Source organism: Brevundimonas sp. TWP3-1-2b1 (assembly GCF_049896165.1).
GTDB classification, from domain to species: Bacteria; Pseudomonadota; Alphaproteobacteria; order Caulobacterales; family Caulobacteraceae; genus Brevundimonas; species Brevundimonas subvibrioides_B.
This window is the reverse complement of record NZ_JAFCTT010000005.1, coordinates 36,016-49,044: the sequence shown is the minus strand read 5'-3', so window position 1 is coordinate 49,044 and position 13,029 is coordinate 36,016. Positions and strand designations below refer to the sequence as shown.

The 13,029-nt window shown below is 67.2% G+C and carries 14 protein-coding genes; 2 read left to right on the top strand and 12 right to left on the bottom strand.

The features are described 5' to 3' along the window. Nucleotides 1-5: 5 nt before the first annotated feature. The 3 genes from pgsA to ACP7AB_RS06195 form a co-directional block, all read right to left on the bottom strand. Entirely contained in the window at nucleotides 6-647 is a 642-nt protein-coding gene (gene pgsA, locus ACP7AB_RS06205; RefSeq protein ID WP_425988565.1) for a CDP-diacylglycerol--glycerol-3-phosphate 3-phosphatidyltransferase, read from the bottom strand. Nucleotides 648-719: 72 nt separating this feature from the next. After that, nucleotides 720-1,346 carry a carbonic anhydrase gene (locus ACP7AB_RS06200; protein ID WP_425988562.1) on the bottom strand — a complete coding sequence of 209 codons (627 nt, stop codon included), beginning with the start codon at nucleotides 1,344-1,346 and terminating at the stop codon, nucleotides 720-722. Between the two features lie 118 nt (nucleotides 1,347-1,464). Further along, on the bottom strand, nucleotides 1,465-2,340 hold the full coding sequence (locus tag ACP7AB_RS06195; protein ID WP_425988559.1) for a LysR family transcriptional regulator: 876 nt from the start codon (nucleotides 2,338-2,340) through the stop codon (nucleotides 1,465-1,467). Nucleotides 2,341-2,426: 86 nt separating this feature from the next. Here ACP7AB_RS06195 and ACP7AB_RS06190 point away from each other — a divergent pair, with 86 nt between their 5' ends. Continuing rightward, the gene (locus tag ACP7AB_RS06190) at nucleotides 2,427-3,065 is read left to right on the top strand and encodes a class I SAM-dependent methyltransferase (protein ID WP_425988556.1); all 639 of its coding nucleotides are present in this window, start codon (nucleotides 2,427-2,429) and stop codon (nucleotides 3,063-3,065) included. A gap of 178 nt (nucleotides 3,066-3,243) precedes the next feature. Here ACP7AB_RS06190 and ACP7AB_RS06185 read toward each other — a convergent pair whose 3' ends face one another. Both ACP7AB_RS06185 and uvrC read right to left on the bottom strand, forming a co-directional pair. Further along, entirely contained in the window at nucleotides 3,244-3,552 is a 309-nt protein-coding gene (locus tag ACP7AB_RS06185; RefSeq protein ID WP_425988553.1) for a YdeI/OmpD-associated family protein, read from the bottom strand. A gap of 36 nt (nucleotides 3,553-3,588) precedes the next feature. Further along, on the bottom strand, nucleotides 3,589-5,493 hold the full coding sequence (gene uvrC / locus ACP7AB_RS06180; RefSeq protein ID WP_425988550.1) for an excinuclease ABC subunit UvrC: 1,905 nt from the start codon (nucleotides 5,491-5,493) through the stop codon (nucleotides 3,589-3,591). A gap of 113 nt (nucleotides 5,494-5,606) precedes the next feature. Here uvrC and ACP7AB_RS06175 point away from each other — a divergent pair, with 113 nt between their 5' ends. Then, on the top strand, nucleotides 5,607-5,975 hold the full coding sequence (locus ACP7AB_RS06175) for a hypothetical protein (RefSeq protein WP_425988547.1): 369 nt from the start codon (nucleotides 5,607-5,609) through the stop codon (nucleotides 5,973-5,975). Between the two features lie 82 nt (nucleotides 5,976-6,057). Here ACP7AB_RS06175 and ACP7AB_RS06170 read toward each other — a convergent pair whose 3' ends face one another. The 7 genes from ACP7AB_RS06170 to ACP7AB_RS06140 form a co-directional block, all read right to left on the bottom strand. Next, nucleotides 6,058-6,267: a flagellar hook protein FlgE gene (locus tag ACP7AB_RS06170; RefSeq protein WP_425988544.1), complete on the bottom strand. Its 210-nt coding sequence runs from the start codon at nucleotides 6,265-6,267 to the stop codon at nucleotides 6,058-6,060. Continuing rightward, entirely contained in the window at nucleotides 6,264-7,946 is a 1,683-nt protein-coding gene (locus ACP7AB_RS06165) for a pilus assembly protein TadG-related protein (RefSeq protein WP_425988541.1), read from the bottom strand. The genes ACP7AB_RS06170 and ACP7AB_RS06165 overlap by 4 nt, the downstream gene beginning before the upstream one ends. 102 nt (nucleotides 7,947-8,048) lie before the next feature. Beyond that, on the bottom strand, nucleotides 8,049-8,744 hold the full coding sequence (gene mtgA / locus ACP7AB_RS06160; protein WP_425988538.1) for a monofunctional biosynthetic peptidoglycan transglycosylase: 696 nt from the start codon (nucleotides 8,742-8,744) through the stop codon (nucleotides 8,049-8,051). A 234-nt stretch (nucleotides 8,745-8,978) separates the two neighbouring features. Further along, the gene (locus tag ACP7AB_RS06155; RefSeq protein ID WP_425988535.1) at nucleotides 8,979-9,944 is read right to left on the bottom strand and encodes a WD40 repeat domain-containing protein; all 966 of its coding nucleotides are present in this window, start codon (nucleotides 9,942-9,944) and stop codon (nucleotides 8,979-8,981) included. 144 nt (nucleotides 9,945-10,088) lie between these two features. Next, nucleotides 10,089-11,159, bottom strand: a complete 1,071-nt coding sequence (locus ACP7AB_RS06150) for a CobW family GTP-binding protein (RefSeq protein WP_425988532.1) — start codon at nucleotides 11,157-11,159, stop codon at nucleotides 10,089-10,091. Nucleotides 11,160-11,366: 207 nt separating this feature from the next. Beyond that, entirely contained in the window at nucleotides 11,367-12,332 is a 966-nt protein-coding gene (locus ACP7AB_RS06145; RefSeq protein ID WP_425988529.1) for a cation diffusion facilitator family transporter, read from the bottom strand. A 9-nt stretch (nucleotides 12,333-12,341) separates the two neighbouring features. Further along, nucleotides 12,342-13,001, bottom strand: a complete 660-nt coding sequence (locus ACP7AB_RS06140; protein ID WP_425988526.1) for a hypothetical protein — start codon at nucleotides 12,999-13,001, stop codon at nucleotides 12,342-12,344. Between the last annotated feature and the right edge of the window lie 28 nt (nucleotides 13,002-13,029).

Below are 13,029 nucleotides of genomic sequence, written 5' to 3'. Positions count from 1 at the left end.
CTGGCCTATCCGGCGTCCTTCTCCGCCAGGGACCGCCTCGCTGTCTCGAAATACTGCCAGCCGGTCCAGACCGTGGCGATGGCGGCGAACCAGATCAGGCTGTCGGCGAACAGCTGGAAATACGGCAGGTATTCGAAGTCGAGGCCGAAGCCGTCCCAGTTGCGGGCGAACAGCTGGCAGCCCAGGGCGACCAGCTGGACGGTGGTCTTCCACTTGGCCAGCAGGGTGACTTCCAGGGTGACGCGGCCGGCGATGGTTTCGCGCAGGGCCGAAACGGCGAACTCCCTGAACAGGATCAGGCCGCAGGGGATGGCGATCTGGGGCACCGAGCCCGAGGTGAGGACACCGAGGATGGCGCCGGTGACCAGAACCTTGTCGGCGATAGGATCCAGGATGGCGCCCCAGCGCGTCTCCGAATGCCAGCGCCTGGCCAGATAGCCGTCGACCCAGTCGGTCGAGGCGGCGACCACGAAGATGTAGAAGGCCGCGCGATAGAGGCCGAACTGGTCCTCCGGGCTCAGATAGGACGACAGGATCGGCACCCCGCCGGTCGCGCCGGCCAGGATCAGGAACATGACCACCCCGGCGACGAGGCGCAGGCCGGTCAGGATGTTGGGGATCGGATTGGCGTGGTGATTGGGGGTCATGGGGCGCTCCGATAGCTCAAACGCGATCTGCCATGCTTCGCTCCCCGAAGCGAGACGTCTGAGCTCGCGGACCTAACCCATTGGCTCGAACCGACCCGGGCCCTCAAGGGACCGCAGGACTCCGTCGGCGATTCCGAAGTGAAGACCGCTGAGGGCCAGGGTCCCGGCCGCCTCACGTTCAGTGATCCAGGGAAAGGTGCGCAGATTCTGAAGCGACAGGCGGACTACGGCCTCCTCCGACACCTGTTCGATGTCTTCGGGCGGGCACTCCTCACAGACGCGACGAACGACCGGAGCACCCTGTTGCACCCAGGGCGCGACAAAGTCCTGGCAGTCGGCCGGGGCTCCGGTGCGCATGGCGGCGACGCCGCCACAGCGGGCGTGACCCATGACCATGATGCGTCGAACGTGCAGCACCTTCACGCCGAACTCCAGCGCCGCCGAGACGCCGTGCAGAAGGCCATCGGGCTCATAGGGGGGGACCAGGTTGGCGACGTTGCGGACGACGAACAACTGGCCGGGGGCGGTGTCGAAGATCAGGGCCGGGTCGGCGCGACTGTCGGAACAGGCGACGACGAGGGTGTGGGGCTTCTGGCCGTCAGCAGCGAGCGCCTCATACTGGGCTCTCGCCTCGGGCCAGTGGCTGTCGCGAAAACGATGATAGCCGGAGACCAAGGCTGCGTGGGAATGTTGGGGCATGGTGTCGGTATAGGCATTTTGCCCGTATCGGGGGAGAGGGAGACGCTCCGCACGAGCGGATTGAATGGCGGGACGGACTCCCGTGAATCGCCGGCGTCCGGCCCTGGACAGCCTGCCCCTACATTCGGGCCAGTTCTTCGGCGAGAATCGTCTGGACCATGCGGACGCGAGGGCTGGTTTCCAGTTCCTGGTGGGTGACCAGCCAGATCGGCACCGGAATCGGGGGCGCGTCCGGCAGGAGATTCACCACGCCGGGCGTCCGGTCGGCGACTTCGCGCAGCATCACCGCTATGCCCATTCCGCGTTTGACCATTTCCCAGATCGCAACCGAGGACTCAGAGACAATCCTGAGATCGGCGGTGTCGATCGGGATGCCGATTTCACGCAGAAAGCCGGAGAAGCGCGGGTCATCGAAGCCCATCAGGTCCGGCCTGGCCAGATCGGCAAGCCCCTTGGGCCGGCCGTTGCGGGCAACCCAGTCCCCGGATGCAAAGAAGCTCGCTTCGGCATCGCGGATATGCCGGCCGACCAGACCGGGGCGATCAGGACGGACATGGCGAATGGCAATGTCCGCTTCCCCACGATGCAGATCGCTGATCTCGTTGGAGGCGACGATCGCGATCGTGATCTGCGGAGCTTCGGATCTGATGCGCGCCACGATCCCGGGAAGAATGTAGGCCGCAAAGGTATCGGTGGCCGAGATACAGACCCGCCCGCCAATCTCCTGCGCCCGGCCACTGGCGGCGAGAACGAGCGTATTCGCTGCGTCCCCCATGATGCGAATATGATCGAGCAGTTCCTCCCCGGTCTGGGTCAACACCAGCTTGCGGCCCCGCCGTTCGAACAGGGTCACACCCAGATCGGCCTCAAGCGCCAGAACCTGCCGGGATAATGTGGGTTGGGTCAGGCCCAGATGGCGAGCCGCCGCCGACAGGGATCCGGCGACAGCGGTCGCGTGAAATCCGCGAATATGGTTCCAGTCCATTGGCTTCATGCATTTACGCATATCATGGCTACGAATTTCGGCAATTTACCCGATCCGCGCATATGATACTGGGCGTTGCACAGGAGCGCATCACCATGAGTACCGCCAGCGACGCCCGCTTCTGGGACAGGATTTCGCGGAAATACGCCAGGGAGGCCATTGCCGATCAGGGCGGCTATGAGCGCACCCTGGAAAGGACCCGTGCCCTGCTGAAACCGGACGACCGGGTGCTGGAACTGGGCTGCGGGACCGGAAGCACGGCACTGCGACTGGCAGGTGGTGTGCAGAGCTATCTGGCGACGGATGTTTCCGCCGGAATGATCGCAATCGCCAAGGAGAAGCATTCGGCCGATCCCACCCCGACGCTCGCCTTCCAGATCGCGACCGCAGAGGCATCAATATTCGAGGCCGGGCGGTTTAACGCGGTGCTTGGGTTCAACTATCTCCACATGGTCCGCGACGTGCCGGCAACGCTGGGCCGCATCCAGACCCTGCTTGCGGCGGGGGGCCTGTTCATATCCAAGACGCCCTGCCTCGGGGATATGAACCCGCTCATCAGCCTTGTCCTGCTGCCGGGAATGCGCGCGATCGGCAAGGCTCCCTATGTCAGCGTCTTCCGGCAGGCCGAGTTTTGCCAGCTTGTAAGCGCCGCCGGCTTCGACATCCTCGCTACAGAAAACCACGCAACCAAGGGGAATGATCGCCGTCCCTGCATCGTGGCCCGCAAGCGGTGACCTGGGCCGACGAAGTTTAAGGCGAAGCCGTCTACCGCTCCCCCGCAGGGTGGAAAAAGCCGTAAATCCGTTTCGCCATCGGCTGGTTGATGCCCTCGACCTTGGCCAGATCGACCACCGCGGCGCGGCTGACGCCCTTGGCCGACCCGAAGGCGTGCAGTAGGGCCCGGTTGGCAGTCTACGGCCTCCGCCGCTTCCCGTCGATCAGCACCGCCTGTTGCCACGGGCTGGGGGCCTTGTCGGTGCGGTGGATGCAGCCGGCCCAGCAGCAGGGACGTTTCTTGCCCTCGAGCAGTTCTTCGGTCGTGCGCACGATGCGGCGCTGACGGGTCGCGGGCTGTTTGGCGTCCTCGACCCAGCAGATGAATTCGTTACGGCCCAAGGGCGTCAGACCCTGCCAGAGCGCAAGGACCCCGGAGTCGGACTGCAGGGCAGACTGAAGATCGGCGGCAGCCTGATGGACAGTGCCCTGGGCAAATTCACTCACTGAACCCTCCATCCCAGACGCATGACCGACGTCACCCTACCCCCGCGTCTCCGGGTGGAAGAAGCCGTAAATCCGTTCGGCCATCGGCTGGTTGATGCCCTCGACCTTGACCAGATCGACCACCGCCGCGCGGCCGACTCCCTTGGCCGAGCCGAAGGCGTGGAGCAGGGCCTTCTTGCGGCCGGGTCCGACGCCCTCGATCTCGTCGAGCGGGTTCTTCTTGATGTCCATCGAACGGCGGGTGCGGTGGGCGCCGTTGGCGAAGCGGTGGGCCTCGTCGCGCAGGCGCTGGATATAGTAGAGCGCCGGCGACTTCAGCGGCAGCATGAAGGGCGGTTTGCCGGGTACGAAGAACCGCTCCATTCCAGCGTCGCGGTCCGGCCCCTTGGCGACGCCGACAGCGAGGATGTCGTCCAGACCCAGATCCGCCAGCACCGCCTGGACCTCGGCCAGTTGCCCGGCCCCGCCGTCGATCAGCAGCAGGTCGGGACGGACCACCTCCTCGGCGCCGTCTTCCTCATCCTTGACCAGGCGGGAGAAGCGGCGACGCATGACCTCGCGCATCATGCCGTAGTCGTCGCCCGGAGTGAGGTCGACGCCGCGGATGTTGAACTTGCGGTACTGCGACTTCTGGAAGCCCTCGGGGCCGGCGACGATCATGCCGCCGACGGCATTGGTCCCCTGGATGTGGGCGTTGTCGTAGACCTCGATCCGCTCGGGCGTGCCGTCCAGCCCGAAGGCTTCGCAGACCTCGGTCAGGATTTTGCCCTGGGCCGAGCCCTCGGCCATCTTGCGGCCCAGCGCCTCGCGGGCATTGGTGTGGGCGTGGTCGACGAGAGACTTCTTGTCGCCGCGCATCGGCCGTTCGATCGAGACGACGCGGCGGCCGTCCGCCTCCTTGGCCTTCATGGAGAAGGCCTCTTCCAGAAGTTCCTTCTCGAACGGGACGACGTTGGACAGGATCAGACGGGCGACCGGCTTGTCCTCGTAGAACTGGCCGAGGAAGGCCGAGAGGATTTCCGGGTCGGTGTCGGACTTGTCGACGCGAGGGAAATAGGCGCGCCCGCCCCAGTTCTGGCCGCCGCGATAGAAGAAGACCTGGACGCAGGCCTGACCGCCCTCGGAGAACAGGGCGAAGACGTCGGCCTCGGCCACGCTGTCGGCGCTGACCGAGTTCTCCATCGTGATGGCCGACAGGGCGCGGATGCGGTCGCGGACGCGGGCGGCCTGTTCGAAATCCATTGCCTCGGCGGCCGTGGTCATCTCCTGCGACAGGCGTCCGATCACGGCGCGCGACTTGCCGCGCAGGAACAGCGACGCCTCCTCGACCAGGTCGCCATAGTCCTCGAGCGAAATCAGGCCGGTGCAGGGGGCCGAGCAGCGCTTGATCTGGTGCAGCATGCAGGGGCGGGTGCGGGTCTCGTAGACGCTGTCCGAACAGGATCGCAGCAGGAAGGCCTTCTGCAGGGTGTTCAGGGTCCGGTTCACAGCCCAGGTCGAGGCGAACGGGCCGAAATACTCGCCGTCGGTGGTGTGGGCGCCGCGATGCTTGCGGACCTGGGGCGCGCGGTGGTCCTTGCGGATCATCAGTTCGGCGAAGGACTTGTCGTCGCGCAGGACGACGTTGAAGCGGGGCTTCAGCTTCTTGATGAAGTTGGATTCCAGCAGAAGCGCCTCGGTCTCAGACGCGGTGACCACCAGCTCCATCGAGCGCGTCAGGGAGACCATCAGGCCGATGCGCTGGGTGTGGAACCGCCCCTGGGCATACTGGAGGATGCGCTTCTTGATGGAGCGCGCCTTGCCGACATAGAGGCAGGTCCCGTCTTCGCCATACATGCGGTAGACGCCCGGCTTGTCGGGCGCGCGCCGGGCCTCGTCGCGGATCAGCTCGGCGGCGACGAGGGGGACGGTCGAATCAATGGGCGGGGCGTCGGCGGGCATCCAGGCGAATATAGGCGTCGGACGGCGATCTGTCAGAGCGGCTTGATCGGCTTCGGAGAATGACGGAGGATTCACGCGACCGGCGGCGCGTCTCCGGTTTCGGGGGCTCCATCATGCAACGCATCGCCATCTCGATCGTCCTTGCAGGCCTTGTGGCTGCGTGCGGACAACAGTCGCCGGCCGCCGGTGAGGCCGGGGCCCCGGTCGCCGAACTCGACTTCATCGACGCCGTGCCGATCGTGGAGGATGAGGTCGCGCCTGTGGCTCAACCCCGACCCGCCGCGAAGAAGGAAGAGCCCGAGGAGGACCGTGGACCGGCCGCGGATAAGGCCGCCGAGGCCGCACCGGCCCCGACTGCGCCCCCGTCGCCCGAACCGGCCGCGGACGATGCGACATCTGCCACGCGGCGGGCCAATGAGACGACCGCGACTCCCGACGTCGCCACGGCGCCCGAAACTCCTTCCCGGCCTGACCAGATGTGACTCAGGCTCCAGATCCTGGCGAGAGCCCGAGTCACGCTTCATGTCGGACCCGCGTGGCGGGTCCACCAGAAGCGATCAGGCTCTAAGCGAACATATCCAGAAGCGCGCCGGCCATGTCGTCGGCGGTCCTGAGCACGGCGATATTGGCCGAGACGGAGGCCTTGGCCTCGATCCGTTCGACCATCTCGGCCTCGAGGTTGTCGAGCGGGGCCTGGGCGGTTCGGACGGCGCTCTGCTCGAACCGGGCCATGGCCGAGGCGAGGCCTCCGGCGGCGATCGAGGCGGCGTTCATCGCGAGATCCTGAGGTTCTCGATGGCCCCGGCGATGCGGTCGAAGGCCGCGCCGATGCCGGCGGCGCTGTCGACCGGGAAATAGTGGTCGGCGTCGGTGGCGCAGCGGCGCAGCAGGGTCTGGGCCGAGCCGTCGACCTGGACGGCGACGGTGTACACCTCGATGTCCTGGTCCTTCATATTGCCGCACATGTCCTCGACCCCTGCGGTCGCATGATCGAAGCGGTTGTCCATGGCGGTGCGGCGCTGGGAGTCGCTGCCGGAGGTGATGCCGAGGCGGTTCTGATAGATATAGCCGAGGCCGCTGTAGGAGCCCCGGTTGGGGTTGCTGCGGTCGCTCATGACGTTCTCGCCGTCGGTCATGATGATGATGATCTTGGTCAGCCGCGTGGTGCCATAGGCGCGGCCGTCGCCGAACGGGGCGTTGGGCGACAGGGTGTGCCAGCCCCACATCGTGCCCAGGGGGACGTTGGTGTTGCCGCTGGCGATCATGTTGTTCACCGCGGTGCGCAGGGCGCTATAGTTGTCGGTCAGCCGGATCAGCGGCTGGAGATCGCAGCCGCGATTGGGGCCCCAGCTGGTGCTGAACGTGCCCGACCGCTTGCTGGAGGTCCTGTATCTCGTGCGGTCCCGCAGGCGCAGACCCCACTCGCTCTCGCGCGCCGTGGTGCTGGCGAAGGTGGAGTTGTTGCCGGGGCGGGCGTCGTCGAGATAGTCGTTGTCCTCGTCGTCATAGTTCCCCCAGGTCGAGTCTTTCGGGTAGTCGCCCTCGTCGGGCTGGTCCGGGGCGAAATAGGGCACGAACATCCGGCCCTCGGTGCCGGACAGGGGGGCGGTGTCGCGGATGTCGAAGGGGGCGAGCCGGGCCTCGACGCAGCCGCCCCAGGTCGTGCCCACGTCGCCGAACAGGGTGAAACGCCCCCGAGCCACGCTGAACAGGCTGGTCGGGTTGGACGCGGCGTTCCAGGCGCCGCCGCCCGTGTGGGTCGTGGCGTTCGACATATAGCTGGGCACGGTGTTGGAGCCGCCGGTCGCGATGCGCACGGTTTGCGAGAAGGGCACCAGCGAGATCTTGATCGCGTCCGGTTCGATCGACCGGCTGTCGGCCGCCTCCAGCCGGTCGATCAGGTCGATCGCGGCGGCCTTGGTGTTGGTCAGCTTGGCCCCCGACATCGAGCCGGTGTTGTCCAGCACCAGGGCGACCTCGACCCGGTTGTTCGAACGCAGAACCTCGGAATGGGCGCCGACGGGGATCTGGTCGCCCGTGCCGCGTCCCACCATCGGCAGGATGATGTTGGCGACGAGGGCCGTGACATCGACCCTGGCGTCGCCGACCACGGCGCCGGTGCTGGGGTCCAGAACGAAGGTCGTCTGGGCGGTCAGCAGGGTGATGTCGTTGTAGGGCGCGAGGTTGGCGCGGAGCGAGGCCAGGCCCACGCGGGTGATGTCGGTGTTGGCGGTGTAGGGCGACCGGGCGGCGGCCAGGGTGGCGGCGTCGAGGGCGTCCTGAAGGTTCGCCTTCACGGTTGAGGCGCGGTGGATGTCGATGCCGCCGAAGGTGATCAGCAGCAGCACCGGGATCACGAAGGCCGAGATCATGGCGATGTTGCCGCGCGTGTCTGAGGCGAAACGGCGCGCGACGTCCCGCAGTCGACGGCTCCTCCGGTTCTCGGTCGTCATGGCCCACCCGTGTGCGCGGCGGCCCCGGACGGAGGACCGCAATCGACCTCGTCTAGCGCGTGACGGTTAAGGTTTCGGCCAAGGCGGACGGTTAACGGACGATCAGTTCAGCACGCAGGACGCCAGCCCCTCGTTGCGAACGACGCGGGCGTTGGCCTGGACGCTGGCGGCGCGGCGGCGGACATAGGGGCCGGGGGCGCCGGCGTTGTAGCGGCGCGGGCTGGGCAGGATGGCGGCGATCCGGGCCGCCTCGCGCGGGGTGAGGTCGGCGGCGGACTTGTCGAACCAGTGCCGGGCGGCGGCCTCCGCGCCATAGACGCCGGGGCCCATCTCGGCGACGTTCAGATAGACTTCCATGATGCGGCGCTTGGACCAGACGGTCTCGATCATCAGGGTGTAGCCGGCCTCGAGACCTTTGCGGACCCAGTCGCGACCGGGCCAGAGGAAGACGTTCTTGGCGGTCTGCTGGGAGATGGTGGAGCCGCCGCGGACCTTGCGGCCGTTCTCGTTGTTCTTCAGCGCTCTTTCGATAGCTTGCATATCGAAGCCGCCGTGGCTGCAGAACCGGGCATCCTCCGCGGCGATGGCCGAGGCGACGAGGTTGGGCGAGATCTGGTCCAGCGAACGCCAGCGATAGTCGAGCCCGTGACCGGCGACGAACTCGCGCGCCATCAGAAGGGTCAGGGGCGGGGGCGCCAGGGTGTGGATCAACACCCCGCCGATCGGCAGGACGAAGAGGACCAGCAGGACGGTCAGGATCGGACGGCGCTTGCGCCGCCGCGGCTGTTCGTCAGTCATGATCCCTCCCGGCGCGGAGTTTTGGCCGGGAAGCGTGGCCATGCAAGGGCGAGGTTATTTCGCGTTCACGTCCCACAGGAAGATCACCGCGAAGGCGCCGACCACGACCAGGACCAGGATGCCGACGGCCATGCAGCCGAAGGCCATTCGCGGCGTCTCGCCTCCCGGTCGACCATTCATCAGGAACCCCCGTTCGCGCGGACGATAGGGTGCGTCGGCGCGGGGTGTCGAGGCTCAGAGATCGGCGACGCCGGCCTGTCCGTCCTCGTCGGCCCAGGCGACGCGGGTCGCGTCGGGGCTCATGGCCAGGGCGATGATGGGCGCGCCCTTGTCGGCCTTGATGAAGTTGAGGCCCTGGCCCGCCGGATCCGAGACCCAGACCCGGCCGTCGGCCAGGCCTGCGGCGAGGCGGCTGTGCGGGTCGGCCGACGCGACGAGGTTGACCAGGGTGGTGTCGTCGAAGCCGATTTCCGACGCCTCGCGACCCATGGGGCCGTTGGAACTGTCGAAGGGCCAGAGCACCGCGCCTTGGGCTCCCGAGGTCGCCAGCAGCCGGCCTTTGGCCATGAAGGCGACGGAGCGGATCTTGGATGGATAGCCGCCCATCCGCATGTTCTTCGCATCCTTCAGCCGCCAGCCGTGCAGCTGGGCGTCCTGCATCATGCTGACGACAAAGGCGCCGTCGGGCGAGAAGGCCACGCCGGTGTGCGACCCGGCCCAGGCCAGCTTCGTCGGCTTCTGTTCGGCGATCCGGGCGTACCAAAGCCAGGCGCCGCCGTAGGTGGACGCAGCGATCCGCCGGCCCTTGGGGTCGAAGGCGACGCCGGAGACGGTGCGCTCATGCGTGAAGTCGCGACGGAAGCCGGCGTCGGTCGCGTCGATGACAGACAGGGTCTTGCCGGCCGAGAAGGCGATCAGGTTCGTCTCGGGTGAGGCGTCGATGGAATCGATCCACTGGCCCTTCGCCGTCGCCAGCACCCCGGCCTCGCCCTTGCGGCTCCAGATCACCCGGCCGTCGTCGCCGCCGGTCACCAGGCCGTCGCCGGACGGATGGACCACGGCGCACAGGATAGCGCCGTCATGGACCGCGTCGAAGGTCCGGTCCTCGAACCGCACGGAGCCGTCGCCCAGGGCGAAGACCGCGCCGGAGGAGTCGAAATGGGCCGAGGTGACCTGGGCGTCGAAGGTGAAGGTGGTCATTCAATTATCCGATCATCCCCGCGCAGGCGGGGACCCAGTTCTGTTGGCGACCGGTATCACCGAGTCCGCTTTGAAATCGATCCCGCGCACCGTGCCTCACAAAAGCACTGGGCCCCCGCCTGCGCGGGGATGCACGGATTTGGGTTAGGCCGCGCAATCCTCGAACCCGGCGCGGATGGCCGCTTCGTCGAGGTCGCGGCCGATGAAGACGGCGCGGGACCAGCGGCGTTCACTGGCCCCCCATTCCCGCTGGAGATCGCCCTCGAGGATCATGTGGACGGCCTGGAAGACGAGGCGGCGGTCCTCGCCCTCGACATTGATGATGCCCTTGGCGCGCAGGATGTCCTGGCCTTTTTCGCCGAGCAGCTTGTCCAGCCAGGCGGTAAAGCGGACGCCATTCATGGGTCGGTCGAGGCTGAGGGAGATGCCCTTGATGTCGTCGCCGTGGTCGTGGCCGCGCGGGCCGTGGTCGTGGTCATGCCCGTGGTCATGATGATCGTGGCCGCAGTGCTCGTCATGGACGTGGCCGGCCTCGCCGTGGGCCGGGCCGGAAACTGAGTTGGCGAACTCGGGATTGATGTCGAGGATCCGCTCCAGATCGAAACCGTGCAGGCCGAGGACCTGGTCCAGCGGCACGTTGGCGCGTTCGGCGCGGGTGATGGGGGCCAGCGGGTTCAGCTTGCGCAGGCGCTGTTCGACGGCGACCAGTTCGGCCTCGGTCGCCAGGTCGGTCTTGTTGAGGATGATGCGGTCGGCGAAGGCGACCTGTTCGCGGGCCTCCTTCGAGTCGTCGAGGCGGGCCATGACGTGTTTGGCGTCGACCAGGGCGGTGACGCTGTCGAGCGTGGTCTTGGCCTTGACGTCCTCGTCTACGAAGAAGGTCTGGGCCACCGGGCCGGGGTCGGCCAGGCCCGTGGTCTCGACGATGATGGCGTCGAAGGCGGGGGCGCCGGGCTTCTGGCGCTTCATCAGGCCGGCGACAACGCGGATCAGGTCGCCGCGCACCGTGCAGCAGACGCAGCCGTTGTTCATCTCGAACACATCCTCGTCGGCGCCGACGACCAGGTCGTTGTCGATGCCGATCTCGCCGAACTCGTTGACGATGACGGCGTAACGCTTGCCGTGGTCCTCGGTCAGGATGCGGTTGAGCAGGGTGGTCTTGCCGGCGCCGAGATAGCCGGTGAGCACGGTGACGGGGATACGGGTGTCGGTCATGGGCGCTAGATGGCGGCTGGGATGCGGGAATGGAAGTCCCTCTCCCGGTGGGAGAGGGCTTGAGCGCCCGGGAGCCGTCCGGCGATCGGTCTTGCGCGAAAGGGTGAGGGTCGGGTGCAACCCGGTGAGGGCACGACCCTCACCCTTTCGGCTGGCGCATCGCTTCGCTCTGCGAGCCTCAAGCCCTCTCCCACCGGGAGAGGGAAATTAACAGGTCGGGCAATCCGGCATCACATCCGTTTCGAGCTGGAGCGTCGTGTGGGCAATCTTGAAACGGGTCTTCGCCAGGGCCTGGGCCTCGGCCAGCAGGGCGCGGGGGTCGCCGCGGTCGTGGACGAGGTGGGCGGTCAGGGCGGTCGTCGTGGTCGACAGGTTCCAGACGTGCAGGTCGTGGACGGCGCGGACGCCGGGAAGGGCGACGAGGGCCTGGCGCACCGCCGCGACATCGACCGAGCCGGGGGCGGCGTCCATGGCGAGGCCGACCGAATCCTTGAGCAGGCCCCAGGTGCCCCACAGGATCACAGCGACGATGGCGATCGAGACGATCGGATCGAGGATCCACCAGCCGCTGAACATGATGATCGCGCCCGAGATGACCACGCCGATGGAAACCCCGGCGTCGGCCATCATGTGCAGGTAGGCGCCGCGCGCGTTCAGGTCGGAGTGCTGGTCGCGCATGAACATCAGGGCGGTACCCAGATTGATGATGAAGCCGATGCCGGCGACGATCATGATGACGCCCGACTGGACCGGGGCGGGATCGGTCAGGCGCTGGACCGCTTCGAAGGCGATGGCTCCGCAGGCGAAGATGAGCAGAAGTGCATTGGCCAGGGCGGCGAGTATGGTCGCCTTGCCAAAGCCGTAGGTCAGCTGTTTGCCCGCCGCACGACGGGCCAGGACGGCCGCGCCGCCGGCCATGGCGAGACCGAGGACGTCGGACAGGTTGTGACCCGCGTCGGCGAGCAGGGCGGTCGAGCCCGAATAGATGCCGGCCCCGAACTCGCAGGCGACGAAGGCGAGGTTGACGAGCAGGCCGACGAGGTAGCGCCAGTCGCCGGTGTCGACCGGGCCGTGGGCGTGGCCCGCGTGGCCGCCTGCGCCATGCGAATGACCGTGGCCGTGGTGATGACCGGCATGGTCATGATCGTCGTGGGCGTGATCGTGTGCGGTCATGGCTCCAGCCTAGTGCTGGTGTGTCACGATGACCAACCCGATCGCGATCAGGGCGAGGCCGAGGATGGCGCCCTCGTAGCGCGCCCACCGTTCCAGCCTGAGCACCGAGGCGCCGGCGCGGGCCAGGGTCGTGAAAGTCGCCATGCCCAGGATGGTGCCGAGCGCGAAGGCGAGGGTCAGCAGCGCCAGGGCTCCGACGCCTTCCTGGGCGGACGACATATAGATGGGCAGCAGCACCTCGCCGGGCGACAGGGCCATGACGGCGACCAGGCCCCAGAAGGCGGCAGCGTGCGACACCGTGGGCTCGGCGAGGTCGAGGGCGGGGCCGCCGGCCATCACCGGCCGCCGGATCGCCGACTTGATCAGATAAAAGCCGCCGAAGGCGAACAGCAGGACCGCCGACAGATGGGGCAGAAATCCCGCCACCAGTCCGTCCAGCGCAAGGCCGGCGGCGACGATCAGGCTGCCGACGACTGCGGTGCTGGCGATGTGGGCCAGGCCGGCGGCGCTGACGGCCAGAAGGTTCTTCGTCAGGCTCCAGCGCTGTGCGCGGCCGACGAGCACGAACGGCAGCCAGTGCGTCGGCAGGGCCGCGTGCAGGAAGGCCGCGGCGAACCCGCCGGCGACGAGGGAAAAGAGGACCGGCTGTTCAAAGGCGGGGGGCGACATTGACCCCGATATAGCGTGTTACTTTATA